The organism is Oceanomicrobium pacificus (assembly GCF_009833495.1).
In the GTDB taxonomy this organism is placed as follows: Bacteria; Pseudomonadota; Alphaproteobacteria; order Rhodobacterales; family Rhodobacteraceae; genus Oceanomicrobium; species Oceanomicrobium pacificus.
In genome coordinates, this window is sequence record NZ_WUWG01000003.1 from 29,214 (window position 1) to 51,374 (window position 22,161).

Sequence of the window (22,161 nt, forward strand, 5' to 3'; positions counted from 1 at the left end):
CGGATGTTCCTAAACTTTGTGCACCACAAGAACCTGGTCCTTTCGGCGCTTCAGGAATTTAGCCTGGAACAAAAAACACCCACTAAATGTATTGGATATTTCGTTGAACGCTTCTTGCAGTCCGGAAACAGGATGCGTGAATGAATTGGTCTCCAGATACTCGCCGAAGAGCGCAGCAGTTTTTGGATAACCGCGTGTTTCATAGACAGGGGGCTGCCAACGAAGATCTTCAATAATGTAGAGGCCGCCGGACTTAAGCTTTGGAAAAAGATGGACAAATGCATGTTGCTGATGATGCGACGCATGACTGGCATCATCGATGATGATGTCAAAAGCCTCTTGCTCGGCCGCAACCTCTGCGATCTCGACCTCGTTGTCCATGTTGCACCTGATGAAGGTGAAGCGCGGATCCGAGAACCATGAAAAGTCCGATACATCCAATCCGGTGATATGCGCTTTTCTGAAATACTCCAGCCACATACGCACCGAAGGAAGATCCGTCGTCTGCCGGTCGACGGACCGTTCGTGTTCAGGACCTCCGATCTGAAGGCCCATCTCCAGAAACCTGATGTCCCTGTCGCGAAATGGGGCAAAGAGCATGTGATAGAGTTCAGTATATCTGTGCTTTCCCGGTCCCTTGTCAGACCCGAACTTTTCGGCCAGTGCGGATAGGTCATTCATCTTGGGTCTCAGTGTCTTTCGTCGGAATGGGCGCTTGCTCGGGATCTATGCCATGCTTTTCAAGCAGGACATCCATGTAACTGCCCGGCTCCGGTCGCCCGCCGATATGGCTCAAACGAGCTCTGATACGGCGTCCATAGAAATGCACGGAATAGGTTGAATCGAGAACCCGACGGGCAACGCGTTCTAGCGCTTTGGATTTGGTCAGCATCCGGCGGCGTTGGAACGGGATAGGATAGAGACCGCTCGTCGGCTGGGCAAATCTGTCTTCGCCGGTTTGTTTCAGGTGCCATGTGATGGCGTGGGGTCCCCAGACGCCCCAGGGCATCTCGCTGACATGTGTCGGTTCACCCGCGGCGGCGCGCGCGCGCATCCGCTCTTTCACCGGCTCTGAAAACCACGGCGGAATACCGTACTCGTCATTGGTCATATCCATGAGCGCTTGAAGTGCAGGACTGTTCTGCGGCAGTCCCAAAACGCCACCGTTGATATGGTGATCGGACTCCCAGCCGAAAAAATGACCTGTCTCAGTCTCGAACGGGCGAACGCAATAGGCGTCTGTGTCGGCCCAGATCACGTTGTTGGACTGGGCAAGCAGCCGGTATCGGAACACGTCGGAGAATAGTGCCAGGCTTCCGGTCCGGCCATGGGTGATGAACTGGTCGATATCGAGAACCGCGCGCCCGTCGCGCAACTCGGCAGCTTTGGGCACATTTTCTACCGGTCCGTAGTGATAGAGGATGGTCCGGTGCCCCGCGTCGATGAACGACTGGATGCAGAGTTGTTCGACATAGCTGAGTGGGCCTTCAACCCACAGCATGCAGATCGTTGGCAAGCTGCTATTTATCATAGGATTTCATCCGCCAAATCTGTTGTGCCACTCGTGTTCAAGATCCGACTCCAGTCCTTTTCATACAATCGTCTGAGATGGTCCCGCTCATGTTGTTTCCAGGGGTCGAAACGTTCAAATGTCTCTCCGCGCGGGTACTTGTCCTGAAATTCCTGCCGTCGCTCAATTGCGGCATCGGCACCGTGGGCTGCTGCGTATTCTTCGATAGCGTCGATTGCCCGCTGGGATGCGGACGGGCGGGACGATTTCCCCGTCGGGACCTTGATCCGATCAGGCGGCATTTGACCCTCGGTCATATGCTCGAAAATCTTCATGAACCGGTCTTTCATATCCTCATAGCGCCAGACGAAAAGCTGTGCATCGGGTGCTCGCTTTCGTAATAGCGCAAGGCAATCGGACCAATTAGGTGGGTGCTCCAGCACATTCTGGCACATCCGACGGTAGGGTATGTATTTGTATCCGTTCGCAGACCGGACAAATTCGACATAGGCCGAGGCAAAAAAATCGGGGTAGGAGCGGATACAAAAGTAAATCCGGTCGGCCCGGACCGGCAGGTGGTCGAAGAAGATTTCCGAAAAAATCTCGCGCCGCGGATACAGGGTTCCCTGTCGCGCGCACTGACCGCAATGTCCGAACAGGTTTTCTTCCGAAATCAGAATCCTTTCGCCCGTTTCAATTGGCAGAAGATGCGAAAACGTATCTATACGGGCGGTCAAGTCTGCCTCCGTTACGGTCGGATCATAGTCGAGCCCCAAGATGTCATAGGCGCGATACTGGCAGGGCACCGTGTAGCCTTTGCGGACGTGGCGGTGATGGATGTAGTGCAGGCCACGCTTGGCGAGCGCGCCACTGTTGCGGCGCAGCAGTCGTTGCAGAGAGGTTGTGCCGGTTTTGTGCGCACCGGCATGAAGCGTCAACCGGGTCCCGTTTGAGAATTCAGGCAACCTCCGCGATCCTTTCGGCAAAAGCCGACCAGTCAGCATCGTCGACCAATCCGGCGATGCGGCTGCGGTGCCAGTCGCACGCCTTTGCGTGAAAGTCTCGCAATGCGCGATCCTCCATCAGCGGACCGATGGCGTGCTCGATCTCTGGACTCCGCTCCCGCAATGCCGTGTCGCGTTCTGTATTGATGTTCATGTCCGTCCAGTAGTCGAGTCCCTGATCCTGGTCGAAATGGTTCGTCCGCCCGCGATCACGCTTCACGAGGAAGCTTTCTACGGAACGGACCGCGTAATGATGGAGCCGGGCCAGATCATGGCGGAAGCCCGAATAGGCGCTCCACCCCCGCGTGAAATAGCCCTCCGGCATTGGTTGCCCGCCCGCGTCCACCCATTTCGGCATCGGCGCGGTCGGCGTCAGCGCTGGCCGGTGCACGCGCAGGCGCTCGAGCGCAGTCGTATTGCGCGCCAGCGTCTTCAATCCGGTCGACTTGTAGGTTTTGAACTCCAACTCCCCCGCGCACGCGGTGAACTGGCTGGTGATCGGGCGGTCCTCGTAGGCAACGATTCCGTCATTGCCGAAGAGTTTCCAGCAGAAGGAAAAAATGTCCGCATCCGGTACCGCAGCAAACAGGGCATCGAGCGTGCCGTCGCCTGTGCGGATGTTCAGGAACTCGTCACAATCCATACAGGTCAGCCAACCGGATCGCTGGTATTGCGGGTGCTGGGGCACGCGGCGCAGTGCCACCCTTTGGGGTCCGAGATGTTTCGGAACTTCGTTCCGCACATGATGGACGAGGCCCATCTCCTGAAGCCTGTCGGCGATCAGATCGGTGCCGTCGGCGCAGTCATTCGTGAAGATGATGAAATCGGTGAACCCGATCATCCGGTTGAAGGCAATCCATTCGAGCATGAACGGACCTTCGTTTTTCATCGTGGTCACGATCGTGCGGACGTTCGGATCGGCGCCTTCGCGCAAGGCGAGTGCAGGCAGGGCCGTGTCGGACACGGCCGTCGGCGCCACGGCGGACGGCTCTGCCCGTTTGAGCGCGCGGAAGGCACGGGTCGCGCGGTTGGCCATCTCCTTGCGGTCGCGGTCGTTGAAATATTTCGACAGACCGCCCCGGTACCAGGGCAGGCGCCGTCGCGCACGATAAAGCCCGTAGAAATCGCGCTCGGTCAGATCGCCGTGTAGCATTGCATGCATGACCGGTTTCAGAGCATCGATCTTGCGCAGGAAAACAGCCGATTTGTGGTTCGAGAACCAGCATTTGTAGCCTGTGACATTCGGGCCTTCGAGCCGTTCAAAGTGACGCCGGTCAGGTTCGAAGAACGGGTCGTAGAAGATGGCTGCATGCCCGAGCGCGCCGATGCCCTCGGCCGCATCCGACAGGGGCAAGGTCCAGTCCTGCCGCCGGCCGTTGAGGTAGCGTTCCTCCCACGGAACGAGCTCCTCGTCGAGCGTCGACTGCGGATTGAATGCGGCGACATGCGCCCCTGGAATGAGGCTGCCGAAGGCCAGCGCCGCATAGGCACCCATCGAGGATCCCGCCAGCAGCACACGGTCATATCCGTCAAAGAACCCGTCCGCTGCCAGAGCCTCGAACCGAGCGATCAGTTCGGGGTTGCGAAACCAGTCGGCAATATGGGCCATCACGCCCAGATGCGCGACATTCTCGTCCGAAGCGAACTTGTAGGCCCAAGGCGCCCGGTCAAGCGCGGTGTCTCCGACATTCGACAGATTGTCGAACGTGATGAGCAGCCGGTTCACGGGGCGCTTGACGAAGACCAGCGAATACCGCTCCTGCTTCTCAAAAAAACCTTCCCCCTGGCTGCGCGGATGCAGGTCGAGAAACCACTGTGGCAAGCTATCGCTGGAGGGCTCTGTGGAGGTTTTCGTCATGGTCTTCGATTGTTGCGCCATCTGGTCGGGACAGTAGGGCAGGCACAGCATCGGGGCAACGGGCAATGGTTCGCCGTTGATGCTGGACATGACAGAAACTGTTGTCGCCAAGACATGCTGAAGAGACCTTAACATCCGGATGCTTGCCCGGACGGCTGGTTTCGATCAGAAAAGGCTGTGCCCGCGACCGGCCGGGTCAGTTAAACAAGGCGCAGCCCCGTGAACTGGATCATCGATTACGAAATATTTGGACTGACAGGCGGGGCATTGTTTCTCTTCTCCTGGCTATTGCAGGCATGGGAGTCGAAACGGGCAGGCAGTCCAACGGTCTCGGTCCGGTTCTTCGTCATTCGCGCACTGGCGTCCGCGCTTCTCGCCGTCGAGGCGGCCTTCCTTGGGTCGGTGAGCCTGCTCTTCGTGATGCTCCTGACGCTCGCAATGATGCTCTATAATATTCACCTGGCGCGGCGTCAGGCCTAGTGGGGGACGGTCAACAGGCTGGTGCAGTCCGCATAGGGCAGGCTGGGCGTCAGGCCTTTCAGGCGGTCTTCGACCAGTCCACTCCCGTCGATCGCGGCGCGGTACCGCTCGCGACAGGAATTGTCGAACAGGATGATCCCGCCGTCCGACAGGTGGTTTACTGCAACGTCTAGACAGGCTGCGCGCGCGCGCCCGTCGATGATGATCAGATCGAACCTGCTGTCCGTTCGTTCGATCGCGTGGACGTAACTGTCGAAAAACACGTCCCTGAACCCGTCGCGGCCCGAACGGATCTGGCCGCTTTCGTCCGGGGGCACCAGTGATAGATCTACATTTTCCAGCGCGGCGGTCCTCTTCTCGATGACCGTAACCCACTCCGTGTCATGTTCGACCGAGGTCACATGCGCGACGCGTTTCGACAGCCAGAGCGTGCTTGCGCCGCTGCCCCACTCGAACACCCGCGCGTCCGGCCTGTCGGCCAGCCATGTCTCGACCTTGTCCATCGCATCGAAGGTCCACCAGGCGAGGTCGAGATGCGCAAGATCATCGACGTCAAAGATCGAGAAAAGCGACCGGAACCACCTTGCCCGTAGAGACGGGTTCCGCTCCAGCAAACCGAGCACACCGATCGTTCTGAGGCCAGCGCCAGCGGCATGCATTGACGATACGTAGGCCCCACGCAGATTCAATCCGGTTCCCCCCGCCCGATATCTGACGTGTTGATAACATATTTCTTGCGTTCGCTCATGCCCGATGATTGCACCAGCTCAGCCACCAGCCCCGTGCCGAGGAACTGGGTTCCCGTAACGATCAGCAGAACGCCGATGAGCAGAAGCGGGCGGTCGCCGATGGGACCGAGTCCGAACAGCCAGAGAATGCAAAGATAGGCAACCGCCAGCGTGCCGACGAGCAGGAGCGGCAATCCGATCATCGCGAAGAAATGCAAGGGGCGGGCGCCGTAGCTGGTCATCATCTTGACCGTCACCATATCGAGGAAGCCCTTGATCATCCGCTTGGACCCGTATTTCGAATGGCCGTGCTTCCGCGCCTGATGGCGGACGGGCAGCTCTGTCACCTTGAACCCCTGAGCGTGCAGAAGCGCCGGCGTGAACCGGTGCAGTTCGCCGTAAAGGTTGAGCGCATCGGCCGCCCGCCGCGAATAGGCTTTGAACCCGCAATTGATGTCATGCAGGTCCAGGCCGAACATCCGCGATGTCATGGCGTTGAAGAAACGGGACGGGATGGTCTTGTCGATCGGGTCGTCGCGGTTCTGCTTCCAGCCGCTGACCACGTCATATCTGGCATCGATCTGTTCCAGAAAACGCGGAATCTCATCCGGGTCATCCTGCAGGTCGGCATCCATTGTGATGATCGTTCTGCCGCGTGCAGCCGCAAGTCCGGCAGAGAGCGCCGCTGCCTTGCCGAAATTCCGGGTGAAACTGATATAGCGGCGCAGTTCTTCAGGTCCGCCGAGCGCTTTCAGGCGCGCCAGCCCTTCGTCCGTGCTGCCGTCGTCGACCCAGATGATCTCATGGCTGCGCTCCGTCGCGTTTAGAACCCGCTCGAGGCGTTCGTGCAGTTCCGCGAGACTGGCCTCCTCGTTCAGGAAAGGGACGACGACCGTCAGGTCGACCGGATCGGCGGGGGAAGTTTTCGTCATGCGGGCGCCTCGGCTGCTCAAAAACTTTCCCTTCCTTTCAACCACAATATGATGCCAGTGTATATCACAGACAACACAAGATACGGGCAGGCGATGCATCATAGAGAAGCGCACCGGACCGGATTCGATCCCTACCTTTTGCTTGTCGCGCTCGCGCCGCTTTTGACCGGCTTTGCAATCATCTTTGCGCCATTCGGTCTCGATCAGTCTATACATGCAACGATCGGCGACGGGTTGCGCGAAGGGCTGTTGCCTTATCGCGACGTCTACAATGTGAAGCCGCCCTTGACCACTTTGGTGCATTGGATGGCCATTGTCCTGTTCGGCCATGAAATGCACGCGATCCGACTGCTGGACATGTTGCTGCTGTCGGCGTCATCTCTCCTGCTGGCATTGATGCTGCGCAGGCTCGGCCGCCCCCGTCTCGAAGGCTATATCGCGCCCTTCTGTCTTTGTATCTTCTACTACACCAATACCTATTGGCATACGGCGCAAACTGACGGGTGGGGGCTCTATTGCATAATTCTGTCGACCTACCTGCTCTCGCGCGCCTGGACCTTGCCTGACGGTGCGTCGCCCGATCGCTATTTCATGGCTGCAGGGGCCTTGGTCGCTGCTGCTTTCTTCTTCAAATACACCGTAGCGGCGCTGGGGCTGATTTTCTTCGCGCCCCTGTTTGACCGTGATGTGCGCAATGGCCCTGGTCTTCGGAACCTCGGTGTCTTCTTGGCTGGCGGCATCGCGGCGGGTGTCGCGCTTTTTACTGTCATGGCGCTGACAGGCATGCTGACGCCCTACCTCGAAATTCAGCTCTATGTGCTCGGTTACACCGAATTGTCCGGTGAAGGCGGATCGTTGATCGACTACGGGTACAAGGTTTTGGCGCGCGCTCCAGAGCTGTTCTACTTCATCTTATTCGGGTCCTTTTTCTGGCTTCGAGATGTGCTGCTCGGGGCGCGATCGACCTTCTACGGGCTTGTGCTGTTGAGTTTCGTCGGGGGGCTCATCTCCAACTATGCCCAAGGAAAAGCCTTTGCCTATCACGGGCTGCCCCTCCTGATGTCCTATGCCATGATTGCGGCCTTCGGCATTACACGGTTGGCCGCGGGCCTGCAGTTGATGCTGAAAAGCAAATGGATACACGTCGTCGTTGCGGTGGCGCTGGTCATCTGGGTCGCGTCGTTTTCCTATATGTGGAAATCAAACCAACTCGCGTTGAAGCGCATCGCTGACTACGGGGGCATCACGCGGGAGTTCCTCGATTACAACTATCGAACATACAAGATGCCCTACGGGTTCAATACCCATGACACGCGGGACTTCATCGCAGAGGTGAAAGAACTCTCCGAACCGGATGATGAACTCTTCGTTTTCGGTTTCACGACAGATGTCTATTGGCACTACGGGGTGCCGCCACGCTATCGCTACACCTACTCTTGGCCGTTCATGACGCACTATTATGATGGCCGATATGATGACGACCTGCGCCAGAGGCTGTTGGAGAAGCCGCCCGAAAATTTCGTGGTCGCCAAGCACGACGCGGCATCCCATACAACTGGACTTCCCGATGATTCAGACGACACGCTGGCGAAAATGCCTTGGCTGACCGCGTATGTGGAAAACAATTACACCAAAGTGATCGAAACCAAGCGGTTCGAACTCTGGCGTCTCAAGACCAGCCCTTGAAACTTTTCACCCGCGCTGCAGGTTGGTCGGCATGAGTGACAAAGACAGCCCGCCGGTTCTGGTCGACCTCGCCTTGCAGGGCGGGGGGAGCCACGGGGCGTTCACATGGGGCGTGCTTGACCGACTGCTGGAAGAGCCCGGCATACGCATCAATGCGCTGAGCGGCACCAGCGCGGGCGCTATGAATGCCTGCGCGGTTGTCGAGGGGCTCGCCAATGGCGGGCCGGAAGCCGCGCGCGACAATTTGCAGGCCTATTGGGAGGCGGTGGGGCAGGCGGCGCGGTTCAGCCCTTACCGGCGCTCGGCATTCGAGCGGATGACAGGCGGGTGGAGCCTTGCCAACTCGCCCGCCTTCGCCTGGGCCCGGACGATGCTGCGCTCCGTCTCGCCCTATGAATTCAATCCTTTCGACATCAATCCGTTACGTCCGATTGTCGAGGCGCAGTTCGATTTCGATGCCATCAACGATTGCCGCTCGGCCGATCTGTTCCTCTGCGCCACCAATGTGCGCACCGGTCGCCCGAAGATATTTCGGCAGGGCGAGATCACGGCCGATGCGGTGTTGGCCAGCGCCTGCCTGCCCTTTCTCAGCCAAGCGGTGGAGATCGACGGGGAGGCCTATTGGGACGGGGGCTATATGGGCAATCCGCCGCTCTTCCCGCTGATCGACGAGTCAGAAGCGCGTGACCTGATCATCGTCCAGATCAACCCCGTGGAGCGCGCCGGCGTGCCGCGAACCGCATGGGAGATCGACGACCGGCTGAACGAGATCACCTTCAATTCCAGCCTGATCAAGGAGTTGCGGGCGCTCTTCCTCCTGTCGGAGACCATCCGCGAAGGCGGACTGGAACGCGAGGCCTATCGCGATGCGCGGCTGCACCTGATCGCCGACACCGACGAACTGCCATCGCTCGGCGCGTCGACAAAAATGAACGCGGAGCCCGAATTTCTCGACCATCTGCATGATCTGGGGCGGCGCACGGCAGACAAATGGCTGGCCGACCACGGGGCCAAGCTCGGGCGGAACTCGAGCTACACGCCCGATTTCGTCTTCGAGGAAAGCCTAATGCCTGCGCATCTCGAAAACGGCTTGCGGAAGAAAATGCGTCGGGGTTGACCCGCGCGGCCGCAGACCTCCCGCCACCACGCTTACCCAAAATTTACCTCTTCAGTCTGAATTGGTCCGGTCGCGCCGCGGTGCGGTTGCGCTGCGAAAGGGGGGGCGTGTGGGACTGTCAGCGGGATCAGAAACAATGTTGGTGGCGGCCTGCGCGCTGGGCTTCTTCCTGTCCGCGGCACTGGCGGTTCTATTGGTGGTGACGGCACGGTTCCATTTGTCCGCGACGAGCGACCCGACGGTTGGCGCGCAGAAACTGCATACGGTTCCCACGCCGCGGATCGGCGGGCTCGGCCTCTGTCTGGCGCTCTGGGCGGGCGCCGCGCTTCTTTCTCCGGACATTTTTCCAGTTGAGCTGGTTTTTCTCGCCTGCGCGATGCCGGTCTTCCTTTTGGGGCTGGCAGAAGATCTGACGGGCGCGCTTCCGGTCGCGTTCAGGTTCGCGGCCACAATATGTGCCGGCGTCCTTTTCAGCATGGTCACCGGTTTCGCGGTCACATCTGTCGGACTGCCGGGGGTCGACGCGGTTCTTGCCACCACCTTGGGCGCGGCTCTTTTTACGGCTTTTGCCATGGCGGGCATCGTCAATGCGGTGAACATCATCGACGGCTGCAATGGCCTTGCGTCGGGAACGATGATCCTCATGAGCCTGTCGGTCGCGCTGGTGGCGTGGCGGGTCGGGGACATGCCGCTGGCCGGTACGGCGATGCTGCTTGCCTCCGTGCTGCTGGGATTCCTGATCGTCAATTTCCCGTTCGGGCGGCTGTTTCTCGGAGATGGTGGGGCCTATCTCGCCGGTTTTTTGGTTGGGGCGATGTGCGTGGCCCTGCCGGCGCGCAATGCAGACCTGTCGCCGTGGCTGTCGCTTCTGATCCTTGCCTATCCGGTGACGGAAACGCTCCTGTCCGCACTCCGGCGGATGCTTGTGCGTGGCGGCCGGCCCGGACAGCCTGACAGGCGGCACATGCATTCGCTCGTCTACCGCCGGTTCGGACGACGCGTCGGTGAGCAGTTGCAAGACGGCCGTCTGGGCAATGCCGCGGCGGGTGGGCTGATGTGGGTCTGGCCGATGCTGACGTTCCTCTGGGCCGCACTCGGGCCACTGACAACCGCATGGGCCGTCTCAGGGCTTGCTCTTTTCGCAGCGGCCTATCTGATCGCCTATTTCCGGATCATCCGCCACTGGCGGCAACGACGGGCAGGCGCTTTTTCGGCCGTTCCAGCGGAGTAGGTCCATGCAGACGGGCGCGCTGTGTGCAGGGCCTATCCACCGGACGGCGCGGGACCCGTTGTGCCGCGTTATTCGGTTGTCGGTCCTGCTCTGCTGTCTCGCGGTCATTGCGGCCTATCCTGCGCGTGCGCAGAAAAGCCCCGTGCGGAACCTCTATGGCAACAGCGGCATCATCGATATGCCGTCGGCCGAGGTGCAGCCCGACGCAGAAATCGCGGTAAGTTTTTCCGGCTTCGAGGGCTATCGCCGCTCCACGTTGAGCTTCCAGATCCTGCCCCGCATCGAAGGCGCGCTGCGCTACGCGGTCCTGCCCGGGTTTGGCGCTGACGGCTCCGCGCTCTATGACCGTAGCATGGACCTCAAGTTCCAGTTGCTGCGGGAGGGTCCGAACCAGCCTGCCGTCGCGCTCGGCTTCCGTGACCTGCTCGGCACCGGCGTCGGGTCAGGCGAGTATCTGGTGGCGACCAAGCATCTGCGCCCCGATCTGGCGGTCAGCGCGGGCATCGGTTGGGGGCGGCTTGGCTCGGCCAATGGATTTGCCAACCCGTTCGCCCACCTGTCCCCGGGATGGGATGAACGGCCGGCGGGAGCGACCACTGGCGGGACGTTCAACACCGGCCAGTATTTCAAGGGCGAGACAGCCGCGCTCTTTGGCGGCGTCACCTGGGACACGCCGGTGCGCGGTCTGCGTCTGATGGCGGAACTGTCGTCGGATGCCTACGCGCCCGAGGGCCGCAATGGCGGGTTCACGCCGGATCATCCGGTCAATTTCGGGCTCGACTACCAACCGAGCAACGGGATCAATTTCGGGCTCTATGCGCTCTATGGCCGCGCGGTCGCGGCACGGCTGTCGCTCTCGGCCAATCCGAGACGCAGCCTGTCGACCGGCGCCGGTCCGGCACCGGTTCCGGTGCGCGCGCGGGGCGATCCGAACGGTCCGCCGGCGGCTGGCCCGGGCACCAACGCGACCGCGCTCTGGGCGGCTTCGATCGCGGCCCTATCGACCGCGCTGGCGGAGGAGGCGCTGGAACTCGACGGGATCGGTCTGTCGGGTGACACGGCCGAGATCCGCGTGGTCAACCGGTCCTACACACTGATCAGCCAGGCCTACGGGCGGGCGCTGCGCGCGGCGCAGAACAGCCTGCCGGCAGAGATAGGCAAGATTGTTGTCACCATGATGGAAGGCGGAGTGCCCGTCTCCAGCCTGTCTGTCCCGCGCGCCGATTTCGAGCGGATTGCCGGCACGCCGGAAGCCGAGGCAAAGCTGGCGGATGCCGTAACGCTGACCGACGCCGCGCCAGATCCGCCGGGCCTGATCCAGATGCCCGAACGCCTGCCGCGCTTTCGCTGGTCGGTGGCGCCGGTTCTGGCCATCAACGCCTTCGATCCTGACAATCCGGTCCGCGCCGACCTCGGGCTGCAAGCCGAAGGGCAGGCCGTGCTCGCGCATGGGTTCAGCGTCAGCGGCGCGGTGACCAAGAAACTCGTCGGCAATCTGGACCAGATCACGCGCCAGTCGGACAGCAGCCTTCCGCGCGTGCGCTCCGACATCGCGCTCTACCTGCGGGAGGGGGATCCGGCCATCAACAGGCTGACGGCCGACTATCTGTTCAAGCCGTCACCGCAGCTCTATGGCCGTTTGTCGGCGGGCTATCTGGAACGGATGTTTGCTGGCGTTTCGGCCGAGCTCCTGTGGAAACCGGTCAATTCCGGTATCGGTTTGGGGCTGGAGCTGAACTATGTCGGCCAGCGCGCTTTCGACCAGCTGTTCGGACTGCGGGACTATCGTGTCGCAACCGGCCATGCTTCCCTCTATTGGGACACCGGCTGGCAACAGGTCGAGGCGCAGCTCGACATCGGGCGCTATCTGGCCGGCGACTGGGGCGGGACACTGACCCTGTCGCGCCACTTCGCAAATGGCTGGCGGGTCGGGGCATTCGCAACCCTCACAGACGTGCCGTTCGACGCGTACGGCGAAGGGAGTTTCGACAAGGGTATCCTGCTCGAAATCCCCCTGTCCTGGGCGAGCAACCTGCGCACCCGCAAACGCTATGACGGTGTGATCAAGCCGCTCGCGCGGGACGGGGGTGCGCGGCTCAACGTGGAAAACCGGCTCTATCCGCTGGTGCAGGATGCACATGCCGGCCAGCTGCGCGCCAACTGGGCGAGCGTCTGGAGGTGATGATGCGCGCAGCCCTCCTGTTCCTGGCCGTGACGCTTGGGGCCTGCAGTTCCGACGGAACAGATGCGTTCGGACCGCTGGCCAGCGGGTTGAGGGACCAGGTGATGCCGCAGGCACCAGAAGCCCCCGTCGTCACCCGCGCGGCGGTCGAGGCATCGCCCTTCGCGCTCATCCGCGTCCGCATGCCGGAGGGCGGCGCGGCGGTGATGACCCCGCTCGCGGATCGCGGCGGGGTGCTCACATATATGTCGGCCAACCGCAAATCGCTGGCGGTCACAGGCGCGGCCGTGACCGGCAGCCACGGGCTGGGCGGTGACCTGCTCTGGATGGACCTGCCAGCGCGGTCGCCCCTGCGGCACGCGACGCCGGTGCAGGGGTGGGCGGGGACAGAGGCGCGGACCTATGCCCATCTGGGCAACAATCTGGCAATCGCCCGACAAAGGGTGACCTGCCAGCGACGGCTGGGCCCCGCCGGGTCGATCGAAATTGTTGGCCGGCGCCATGCGGTCCGGCGCGTGGACGAGCAGTGCGCAGGCGGCGCTTTGACGTTCCGGAACCGCTATTGGGTCGGGCCGGCCGACGGGCGTGTCTGGCGATCCGAACAATGGGTATCGCCCCTGATCGGGACATTGCAGATCGAGGTTCTGAAGCCGTTCGAGCGCTGATCCCGCGCGCCCGCGGGAGGGAATTGTTAACTTCCGTAACCTATCAGGAGCGCATGTGGATCGGAGGAAGAGCCATGACGTTCAGAACCATCACGCTTGCCGTTGCTCTGGCCTGCGGGTTGCCGGGGCTGGCCACCGCGCAGGACGCAAATCCGGAGGCCGAGGGCAAGACCCCCGTCGCGGTCAGTGCCCAGAACCTGCCGGGCAGCCTCAATGAAAGTGCGCTCGCGGGCCTGTCGATCATCGCGGCCATTGTCCTGTTGGCGGCCAGCCAGTCGAACAGCGATTCCACGTCTGGCACGAACTGACAGGCAGGCCTGGGCGCAGGAAGACGTGCGAGCCCGGTTTCTTCGGGACGTCGGCTTTCGCGGCGGTTGGCGCGGTTTGATGATTGCTCATCGGCGAGGCGGACCGGTGGTCTGTTCGGTGAAGTGCGGTAACAGCGACGCGATGGTTCTGCTCCGCTGAAAACCGGCGCCGACAGCGCAGTGGGGCCGCGTTCCGGTTTGTGCATCCTGTCATCCTAACGGACAGCGCAAACGAGCCGTTTCCTGCGGTCCGTTCGTCACCGTTCCAGTTGACCTTTCTCTGATGTTAGCCTGAAGCGTGTAGCTTCTTTGCAGCTGGAATCGACTGCACAGCGACCGCACTCCACCAACACGGCGCGCCCGCAATTCCGCGCCTGCATCATCTGCACCTTGCCCTCCGTCCCGAATTGCGGCCCTATACTCAGGGCTATCGTCGGTCCTGACGATGGTTCCAAGCCCTGACATGCGCCTATCGCCTGCCGGTCCGGTCTGACCGGCGCGGAAACGGCCATAGCAACGGCATCGCGTTGAGGAGAGGCCCATGCTGTCCTGGTTTCGCAAGCGCCCGGCGCCTGCGCATGCCACTTTCGATCCGCCGGCGCCGGCGCATCCGCATTACGCCATCGGCGACGTGCACGGCTGCGCGACGTTGCTCGACGACCTGCTCGGCCAGATCGCGGAGGTGCAGGCGTCCCGCGGCGGCGGGCCACACACGGTCGTGGCCATGGGGGATTATGTCGACCGCGGCGAGGACAGCCGCGCCGTGCTCGACCGGCTGATGGCGGAACAGGCGGCCGATACGGCGGACCGACGGACCGTCTGCCTGATGGGAAATCACGAGGCAATGCTGCTTGATTTCCTCGAAGATCCGGACGACGGCGCGCTCTGGCTCCGCAACGGGGGGTTGCAGACGCTTGCGAGTTTCGGCGTCGCCCTGCCGCCGGCGAGCCCCGAGGGGATGGCCGCGGCCTCTGACGCGCTGCGCGAAGCGGTGGGACCGGCGCGGCTGGCCTTCCTGCGCGCCCTCGATCTGACCTACCGGTCGGGCAATCTCGTCTTTTCCCACGCGGGCCTTGATCCCGACCTGCCAGCGGACGAGCAGTCGGAACGCGCCTGCCTCTGGGGCACCAGCCGGTCCCTGTCACAGCCCCGCGGGGACGGGATCTGGGTCGTTCATGGCCACTATGCGATGGATGAGCCGCATGCGCGGGACGGGCGCATCGCCACCGACACCGGCGCCGTCCATAGCGGACGGCTCACCTGTGCACAAATCACGGACGGGACGGTCGGGTTCCTGTCGACCTGACGGATATCAGGCAAAGGCGCGGATGATGGCCACGCCGCTCATCGCGGCAATCGCCGTGATGGCCGTGCCCCAGATCAGGTCCGTGGCGACCATGGCCGGGCTCCAGCCCTTGAGCGTCGCGTAGTTGGTGAACTCGTAGGTCCCGTATGCGACGGCCCCGAAGAAGGCACCGTTCAGGCCGGCCTGCAGGATCGTGCCCTCGCGCAGCGCCGGCCAGGACACGAACCAGACCAGTCCGGCAATGTAGAACAGGTAGAAGATCAGCGCCGGCACATAGGCGATCTGGTCGCGCAGCATGTCCCCGACATACCGGTCGAACACCGGCTTGACGATCAGCGGCAGGCCGATCGCATCGAGACCGAGAAAGATCACCACGCTCACCAGATAGAGCCAGACTGCCGTCATGCCGCGTTCCTATATCTTGATTGCTTTGCATTCCTTTACGCACAGGCATGCGGTGCGGATCAACCGCCCCGTCCGACGGGAGCGATTGACAGGGGGCACCCGGCCTCGCTAGCGATAGGTCAGGACCAGACCGGCGATGGCGTCGCCGGACCCCGCCCGCGGGGCGGTCCGGCCGGTTTCCGGTCCCCGTCCTGCACGCCGGGCACGTTTCCGGCGGGCGCCGGCTGCGCCCTCCGGTCCGAAGACAGGATCGACACGCATGTCCGACCAGACCCGTCCCGACTTTTTCATCTGCCACAATGGAGAGAAGGCGGCGCTGCCATTCTCGAAGGCCGAGTATGACCGGCGCCTGACGGCGCTTCGCGCCCTGATGGCTGAGCGCGACCTGCCGGCGGTGCTCCTCACCTCGATGCACAATATCGCCTATATGTCGGGCTTTCTCTATTGCAGCTTCGGGCGCCCCTATGGCTGCCTCGTGACGCAGGAGCGCTGTGTGACAGTTTCGGCCAATATCGATGCGGGCCAGCCGTGGCGGCGTTCCGTGGCGGAGAACGTTATCTATACCGACTGGCGGCGCGACAATTTCTGGCGTGCGGTGCGCGACATTGCCGGCACACCCGGCCGGATCGGGATCGAGGGTGATCACCTGACACTGGCCGCCCGCAGCACGCTTGCCGATTTCCTCAACGACCCCGAACTGGTCGACATTGCGCCGGGCATGATGGCGGGCCGCATGGTCAAATCGGCCGAGGAAATCGCCCTCATCCGCGAGGGCGCACGGACTGCCGACCTTGGCGGCGCAGCCGTTCGCGATGCCATCGCACCGGGGGTGCGGGAAATCGACGTGGCCATAGCCGGGCGCGACGCGATGGAACTGGAAATCGCCCGCGCCCATCCGGAGAGCGAATTGCGCGACACATGGGTCTGGTTCCAGTCCGGCCTCAACACGGACGGCGCGCATAATCCCGTCACCACGCGGGCGCTGTCGGCGGGCGACCTGCTCAGCCTCAACTGCTTTCCGATGATCTCAGGCTATTACACGGCGCTGGAGCGGTCGCTTTTTCTGGGCGAGCCTGACGTCGACACGCTGCGCATATGGCGGGCCAATGTGGCGGCGCATGAACTCGGCCTGTCGCTCATCTGCCCCGGGATCAGCTGCGCGGAGATCTGTGCGGAGATCAACCGTCTGCTCTCGGATGCGGGGCTTCTGCACTACCGCTCCTTCGGCTACGGTCACAGTTTCGGCATCCTCAGCCACTATTACGGGCGCGAAGCCGGGCTCGAACTGCGGGAGGATATCGACACGGTGCTCGAACCCGGAATGGTGGTCTCCATCGAACCGATGCTCTGGGTGCCTGAAGGCCAGCCGGGCGCGGGCGGCTATCGCGAGCATGACATTCTTGTCGTCACGCAAGACGGGGCGGAGAACATCACCGGTTTCCCCTACGGCCCCGAGGCCAACACCATCGCCGCCTGACCGGGCGCGGCAAAAGCGCAACAGCAGGATCCTTCATCTTGCGGTTGCGCAGACGCGGGCCGCTCTATCCTGTATGGTGTTTCCATTGTTTGATTGAATTTGCCTGCCGCGGACCCGTCCCGGCCTACGCGTCCGACGCCAGTTTTCAGGTGGGGTGGCGCGGGACCAGCAAAAGATCCGGGACCGGCGCGACCGGCACGTGGCGTGCGTATCGACGGCCATCACTGCGGCGTAGCGTTCCCCTTGGGGCCGGGCACCTCCCGTCCGGCCCCTTTTTTTGGCAAGGCGCTGTGTCAGCTCCGTTCCGGCATCATCTCGGCAAAGTACGGATCCCGCACATCCAGAAGCGACCCCGGCGCATCGGCGGCCGCATCGCTGCAAAGCCACGCCATGACCGAGGCCGGAACTTCCACCGGCACCAGATCTTCCCGCGGGATCTGGCTGATTGGGTTTAGGCCGGCATGGCGAATTTCCACCTGCATTTCCGTGTCGGTCGGCGGGATGCCGATGAAACAGGTCCGGATGCCGTCGGCCTTCAGTTCCAGTGCCATCATCTCGCTCATCATCCGGGCTGCCGCTTTCGAACTGCAATAGGCGGCCCAGCCCTCCATTGCGGTCGTCGCGGCACCCGTGCCGGCATTGACGATTGTGCCGCGCGTCTCGCGCAGCATGGGCAGGACGGCGCGGGTCATCCGGTGCAGGCCGATCACGTTCACCGCGAAGGCGGGCGACAGCGCATCGCTGTCGAGCCGCGCCAGATGGCCGATCGGCGTGATGATGCCGGCATTGTTCACCAGCACGTCGAGCCGTCCGGCGGAGGTGCGCACCGTTTCCACTGCCGCCCGCACGGATGCATCCGATGTGACATCGAGCGCCAGCGTCGTCGCACCTGTCAGCCGTTCTGCATCGGCGCCTTCGGGCGCGTCATGAATGCCCGCAAACACCTGCGCGCCCGCATCAACCAGTTGCCGGACGAGATCGGCGCCGATTCCGCGCCCTGCGCCGGTCACGAGGATGGACTTTCCGCCAAGTGCCGGGACCGGCACGGGTGAAAGGTTGAACATGAAGCTTGACTCCCGGAATGACAGCGTTGTTAATTGGCCTTACCAATTAAATAAGTAGCGTCCGACTGAAGCCCTGTCAAAGAAAAGGGCACCGGCCGCAAGGGAGGAGACGCATGACCCGCATCGCGGCGATTGAACCGATACCGGTCGAGTATCCGGACCCGAATGATTTCAACACAATCCGCCGGACCGTGCTGGTGCGCGTCACGACGGATGACGGGATCGTCGGCTGGGGCGAATGCATCGCCATGTGGCCCGAGGCCTGCAAGGCTGTCTCCACCATCATCACCGAGGGGCTGCTGCCTGCCGTGAAGGGCATGGATGCGACCGACACGGACACGGTCTGGACCACCATGCGCCGCCACGTCTGGTGGTATGGCGAGGGCGGCATCGCCTCGCTGGCGATCTCCGGCGTCGACATGGCGCTCTGGGACATTGCCGGCAAGGCGGCCGGCAAGCCGCTTTACGCGCTGTTTGGCGGTTTGAAACATGAGCGGCTGAAAGCCAATGCGTCGAGCCATGTGAACAAGAAGGGCGAGGCTGCCTGCGTGGCCGAAGTTGTCGGCTTCTTCGAGGCCGGCTTCACCTCCTGCAAGCTCGGCTTCGCGAAGAAGGGCGAATCCGATATCGGGGGCGATCCCGACACGGATGTCAGCTTCATCCGCGCATTGCGCGCGGCGCTCGGCGACGAGGCCGAGATCCTTGTCGATATCGGCAATGGCGTGCGCTGGGACGTGGATACGGCCATCTCGGTCGCCAACCGCATGGCGGAATACCGGATCGGCTGGTACGAGGAGCCGCTCTATCCGACCGACGATGCGGGCTATGTGAAGCTGAAGCAGAACACGCGCGTCCGTATTGCGTCCGGCGAGCGGGAATTCACCGAAGCCGGATACCGCCGCCAGATGGAACTGGGCGCGGTCGATGTCTACGGGATCGACCCGGCCCGCGTGGAAGGGATCACCGGGTTCCGCCGCGTCGATGCGCTCGCCAGCCAGTATGGCAAGGTGATCAACGCCCATGCCTGGTCGACGGCGATCACGACAGCGGCGAGCCTGCACCTGTCGCTGGCCTCCCCGAATGCCGAGATTTTCGAATATAAACCCTTCGATGTGGTCGTGCAGAACGACCTCGTCGCGGACCGGCTCTGGCACCGCGACGGCTGGGCCTATCCGATCGAGGCGCCGGGGCTTGGCATCGAGGTTCAGGAAGATGTCGTGCGCCGGATCGCGATGACATGAGCGGGCGGCCGACACGCTTCGGGCTGACACGCCCCACCGAGACCGAGATTGCGGCGGGCGGCTTCTCGACGCCGTGGGACGCGCCGATGATCCCGCCCTTTCCGTTCCGGTTCCGCAATGCCGAGATCCTGACGCTCTACTGGCGCACCGACCCTGACGCGATTGCCTTCCTGCTGCCACCGCCTCTGGAACCGCTCGGCGATGTGGCCTGCGTCCATATCTACCGGATGAACGACCCCGACTGGCTCGGTCCCTACGGGGAGGCCAACGTGATGGTGGGGGCACGGCTTCCGGGTGTGGCAGAGGGCGCCTTTTCGCCGTGGCTGGTCCTGTCGTCGGATGCCGGCGTCGCTCACGGGCGGGAGATTCACGGCCAGCCCAAGAAGCTCGGGACGCCCGCGATCGAAATGCGCGGCGATCTCATTGTCGGCACGGTGGAGCGCAACGGCATCGACGTGATCACCGGCACGATGCCCTACAAGCAGCAGCCCGCAGAGGCAGCCGATCTGAAGCCCTTTTTCGATTTCGGCACCAATATCAACCTCAAGGCGGTCGACCATATCGACGGCCGTCCCGCGATCCGGCAACTGACCTCGCGCGCGCTGACGGATGTGACCGTGCATGAAGCATGGTCCGGCCCCTGCACGGTGGATCTGCGCGGCAATGCGCAGTTGCCCGTGTCGCGCCTGCCGGTGCTGGAGCCGCTGCGGGCCTTTTTCTGGCGCGCCGATTTCACGCTCGTCGCCGGAGAGATTATTCACGACTATCTGGAGGGCGGGGCATGACAGCGAAAGTGGTCGTCACCGATTACACGTTTCCCGACCTGAAGCAGGAGGAAGCCGCTTCGCGCACCGCCGGCGCGGATTTCGCTGCCCATCAGGCCGGAACGGGCGAGGAGGTTGCGGCCGCTGTCGCCGGCGCGCAGGTGGCGCTCGTGCAATTCGCCCCCTTCACCGCAGCCGCCGCTCAGGCCATGGAGCCCGGCGGCACGGTCATCCGATACGGGGTCGGTTACGACAATATCGACCTCGACGCCGCCGCCGCAGCGGGGCTGAGCGTGGGCTATGTGCCGGACTATTGCGCCGAGGAGGTCGCCGACCACACGGCCGCCGCGGCGCTGACGCTCCTGCGCAAACTCGTGCCGCTCGACGCCTCGCTGCGCGGCGGCGACTGGGCCGCCGTCGCCGTGGCGCGCCCGATGAAACCCTTTTCGCAAACCGTGATCGGCTTTTTCGGCTTGGGCCAGATCGGGCAGGCGGTGATGGCACGGCTCCGGGGGTTCGGCTTCACCTTCATCGCCCATGATCCGGGCCTCGATGCGTCGGATGCGGCCCAACTCGGCGTGGAGCTTGTCGATGTGGACCGGCTGCTGGCGGACGCGGATCTTCTGTCGCTTCACGCGCCCGCGACCCCGCAGACGATCGGGTTCCTGAACGCGGAACGGTTGGCCCGGATGAAGCCCGAGGCGATGATTGTCAACAGCGCGCGCGGGCAGCTGATCGTGGAGGAAGATCTGGCCGCCGCGCTCGGCGCGGGCGGGATCGGCGGGGCGGCACTCGACGTGTTCCGGACCGAGCCCTTGCCCGCGGATTCGCCCCTGCGCGCCGCGCCGAACCTGATCCTGACACCCCATGCCGCCTGGTATTCCGAAGCCGCCATCGCGAACCTGCAAAGGCTCGTGGCCGAGGATGTGACGCGGGCGCTCGCCGGTCAGCCGCCACGTCGGCCGGTGCCGGGCACGGGCGGGTGACGGCGGAGGGGAATGATACGGGAGCCGGTTCGCCGGCGGTGACGGGAGACATAACGGGGGCCAAGGCCCCGCAAGGGTTTCCAGCGCCTTCGCACCCGAAAACGGGGCGGGGCGGCGGAAAATAGGCAGCGCGACCAGCGCAGCACCACAAATGGGAGGAAGACAATGAAGATGACGAAACTGATGGGCACGGCCGCCGCACTGGCGATGCTCGGCTCCGGACTGGCACAGGCGCAGACCGCGCTCGAAGGCGGGCAGGAGGTCGACATGGTGCTCCTGCCGAAATTCCTCGGCATTCTGGTTTTCGATCAGGCCAATGAAGGCGCGCAGGAAGCCCATGCCGAGCTTGGCAATCCGGGCGAGTTGCTCTTCGTCGGCCCGACGCCGGAAAACTCGGTGGCCGGCCAGATCGAGATCATGACAACCTCGGCCACGCAGGGGCAGGGCGCCGTGATGCTCTCCAACAATGCGGGCGACCAGATCGCCCCCTCGGCCAAGGCCGCACAGGACGCCGGCACCAAGGTCGTGACATGGGACAGCCCGATTCCGTCGGGCGAGGGTGAGGACGTGTTCGTCGCGCAGGTCGATTTCGGCTCGATCGGCACGGTGATGGCCGACATGGCCCATTCGATCCTTGGCGGGTCGGGCCAGATGGCGGTCCTGTCGGCCACGCCCGATGCGGCCAACCAGAATGCGTGGATCGCCTCCATGCAGGACGCGCTGAAGGGCGACAAATATTCCGGCATCGAACTGGTCGACATCGTCTATGGCGACGATCAGGCGGAGGTCAGCTATAACCGCGCGCTCGCTCTCGTGGACAAATATCCCGATCTCGGCGTGATCATGTCGCCCACCACCGTCGGCATTCAGGCGTCGGCCAAGGCGATGCAGGACGAGGGCCTGTGCGATCAGGTGAAGGTTTCCGGCCTCGGCCTGCCCGCCGAGATGGTCTCCTACACGATGAACGGCTGCGCGCCGGAATTCGCGCTGTGGGATTTCCGCGACCTCGGCTACCTCACCTATTACACGGCCTATGGCATGGCGACGGGCCAGCTGACCGGCGAGTTGGGTGAGAGCTTCACCGCCGGCCGGATGGGCGATTACACGATCGAGGAAGATCCCGGCCGGCCGGGCTCGAAGCGCATCCTGATGGGGCCGTTCACGGTCTACAACAAGGACAATGTCGAAGCCGCCGCCCAGTGATCGCGGCCCGATAG

At 63.0% G+C, this 22,161-nt stretch carries 21 protein-coding genes; 13 read left to right on the top strand and 8 right to left on the bottom strand.

The features are described from left to right. Positions 1–9: 9 nt before the first annotated feature. The 4 genes from GSH16_RS06685 to GSH16_RS06700 are packed head-to-tail and all read right to left on the bottom strand — an operon-like array spanning position 10 to position 4,462. Positions 10–681 carry an O-methyltransferase gene (locus tag GSH16_RS06685; protein ID WP_160853332.1) on the bottom strand — a complete coding sequence of 224 codons (672 nt, stop codon included), beginning with the start codon at positions 679–681 and terminating at the stop codon, positions 10–12. Then, on the bottom strand, positions 674–1,501 hold the full coding sequence (locus GSH16_RS06690) for a hypothetical protein (protein ID WP_160853334.1): 828 nt from the start codon (positions 1,499–1,501) through the stop codon (positions 674–676). The genes GSH16_RS06685 and GSH16_RS06690 overlap by 8 nt, the downstream gene beginning before the upstream one ends. A 26-nt stretch (positions 1,502–1,527) precedes the next feature. Beyond that, positions 1,528–2,475 carry a hypothetical protein gene (locus GSH16_RS06695; RefSeq protein ID WP_160853336.1) on the bottom strand — a complete coding sequence of 316 codons (948 nt, stop codon included), beginning with the start codon at positions 2,473–2,475 and terminating at the stop codon, positions 1,528–1,530. Further along, a complete protein-coding gene (locus GSH16_RS06700; protein WP_235913064.1) occupies positions 2,468–4,462 on the bottom strand; it encodes a glycosyltransferase family 2 protein in 1,995 nt (664 codons plus the stop codon). Before GSH16_RS06700 ends, GSH16_RS06695 begins: the two co-directional genes overlap by 8 nt. Before the next feature lie 129 nt (positions 4,463–4,591). Between GSH16_RS06700 and GSH16_RS06705 the strand changes: the two genes are divergently transcribed. Continuing rightward, positions 4,592–4,852 carry a hypothetical protein gene (locus GSH16_RS06705; protein WP_160853338.1) on the top strand — a complete coding sequence of 87 codons (261 nt, stop codon included), beginning with the start codon at positions 4,592–4,594 and terminating at the stop codon, positions 4,850–4,852. Here GSH16_RS06705 and GSH16_RS06710 read toward each other — a convergent pair. Together GSH16_RS06710 and GSH16_RS06715 are read right to left on the bottom strand one after the other, a co-directional pair. Continuing rightward, the gene (locus GSH16_RS06710; RefSeq protein ID WP_160853340.1) at positions 4,849–5,475 is read right to left on the bottom strand and encodes a class I SAM-dependent methyltransferase; all 627 of its coding nucleotides are present in this window, start codon (positions 5,473–5,475) and stop codon (positions 4,849–4,851) included. The two genes, GSH16_RS06705 and GSH16_RS06710, sit on opposite strands and share 4 nt — an antisense overlap. A gap of 62 nt (positions 5,476–5,537) precedes the next feature. Continuing rightward, the gene (locus GSH16_RS06715) at positions 5,538–6,512 is read right to left on the bottom strand and encodes a glycosyltransferase family 2 protein (protein ID WP_160853342.1); all 975 of its coding nucleotides are present in this window, start codon (positions 6,510–6,512) and stop codon (positions 5,538–5,540) included. A 57-nt stretch (positions 6,513–6,569) separates the two neighbouring features. Here GSH16_RS06715 and GSH16_RS06720 point away from each other — a divergent pair, with 57 nt between their 5' ends. The 7 genes from GSH16_RS06720 (at position 6,570) to GSH16_RS06750 (ending at position 15,007) form a co-directional block, all read left to right on the top strand. After that, positions 6,570–8,198, top strand: coding sequence for a glycosyltransferase family 39 protein (locus tag GSH16_RS06720; RefSeq protein ID WP_160853344.1), 1,629 nt, complete (start codon positions 6,570–6,572; stop codon positions 8,196–8,198). 31 nt (positions 8,199–8,229) lie between these two features. Beyond that, positions 8,230–9,315: a patatin-like phospholipase family protein gene (locus GSH16_RS06725; protein ID WP_160853346.1), complete on the top strand. Its 1,086-nt coding sequence runs from the start codon at positions 8,230–8,232 to the stop codon at positions 9,313–9,315. Between the two features lie 136 nt (positions 9,316–9,451). Then, positions 9,452–10,546, top strand: a complete 1,095-nt coding sequence (locus tag GSH16_RS06730) for an MraY family glycosyltransferase (protein WP_160853348.1) — start codon at positions 9,452–9,454, stop codon at positions 10,544–10,546. Positions 10,547–10,688: 142 nt separating this feature from the next. Further along, the gene (locus GSH16_RS06735; RefSeq protein WP_160853350.1) at positions 10,689–12,728 is read left to right on the top strand and encodes a YjbH domain-containing protein; all 2,040 of its coding nucleotides are present in this window, start codon (positions 10,689–10,691) and stop codon (positions 12,726–12,728) included. 2 nt (positions 12,729–12,730) lie between these two features. Continuing rightward, positions 12,731–13,393, top strand: coding sequence for a YjbF family lipoprotein (locus GSH16_RS06740; RefSeq protein WP_160853352.1), 663 nt, complete (start codon positions 12,731–12,733; stop codon positions 13,391–13,393). A 74-nt stretch (positions 13,394–13,467) separates the two neighbouring features. Beyond that, positions 13,468–13,701, top strand: coding sequence for a hypothetical protein (locus tag GSH16_RS06745; protein WP_160853354.1), 234 nt, complete (start codon positions 13,468–13,470; stop codon positions 13,699–13,701). Positions 13,702–14,242: 541 nt separating this feature from the next. Continuing rightward, positions 14,243–15,007: a metallophosphoesterase family protein gene (locus GSH16_RS06750; protein WP_160853356.1), complete on the top strand. Its 765-nt coding sequence runs from the start codon at positions 14,243–14,245 to the stop codon at positions 15,005–15,007. A gap of 6 nt (positions 15,008–15,013) precedes the next feature. Here GSH16_RS06750 and GSH16_RS06755 read toward each other — a convergent pair whose 3' ends face one another. After that, a complete protein-coding gene (locus GSH16_RS06755) occupies positions 15,014–15,412 on the bottom strand; it encodes a DUF2177 family protein (protein ID WP_160853358.1) in 399 nt (132 codons plus the stop codon). 259 nt (positions 15,413–15,671) lie between these two features. Between GSH16_RS06755 and GSH16_RS06760 the strand changes: the two genes are divergently transcribed. After that, entirely contained in the window at positions 15,672–16,889 is a 1,218-nt protein-coding gene (locus tag GSH16_RS06760; RefSeq protein ID WP_160853360.1) for an aminopeptidase P family protein, read from the top strand. Positions 16,890–17,182: 293 nt separating this feature from the next. On the opposite strand, the gene GSH16_RS06765 is transcribed toward GSH16_RS06760, so the two are convergent. After that, a complete protein-coding gene (locus tag GSH16_RS06765) occupies positions 17,183–17,953 on the bottom strand; it encodes an SDR family oxidoreductase (protein ID WP_160853362.1) in 771 nt (256 codons plus the stop codon). A gap of 113 nt (positions 17,954–18,066) precedes the next feature. On the opposite strand from GSH16_RS06765, the gene GSH16_RS06770 reads away from it, so the two are divergent. From GSH16_RS06770 to GSH16_RS06785, 4 genes are all read left to right on the top strand, one after another. Beyond that, complete coding sequence (locus tag GSH16_RS06770; RefSeq protein ID WP_160853364.1) at positions 18,067–19,194, top strand: mandelate racemase/muconate lactonizing enzyme family protein; 1,128 nt, start codon at positions 18,067–18,069, stop codon at positions 19,192–19,194. Continuing rightward, entirely contained in the window at positions 19,191–19,979 is a 789-nt protein-coding gene (locus GSH16_RS06775) for an acetoacetate decarboxylase family protein (protein ID WP_160853366.1), read from the top strand. The genes GSH16_RS06770 and GSH16_RS06775 overlap by 4 nt, the downstream gene beginning before the upstream one ends. Next, positions 19,976–20,944 (top strand): NAD(P)-dependent oxidoreductase, encoded by a 969-nt coding sequence (locus tag GSH16_RS06780; RefSeq protein WP_160853368.1) that lies wholly within the window; start codon positions 19,976–19,978, stop codon positions 20,942–20,944. Before GSH16_RS06775 ends, GSH16_RS06780 begins: the two co-directional genes overlap by 4 nt. 165 nt (positions 20,945–21,109) lie before the next feature. After that, positions 21,110–22,147: a rhamnose ABC transporter substrate-binding protein gene (locus tag GSH16_RS06785; protein WP_160853370.1), complete on the top strand. Its 1,038-nt coding sequence runs from the start codon at positions 21,110–21,112 to the stop codon at positions 22,145–22,147. Positions 22,148–22,161 lie beyond the last annotated feature (14 nt).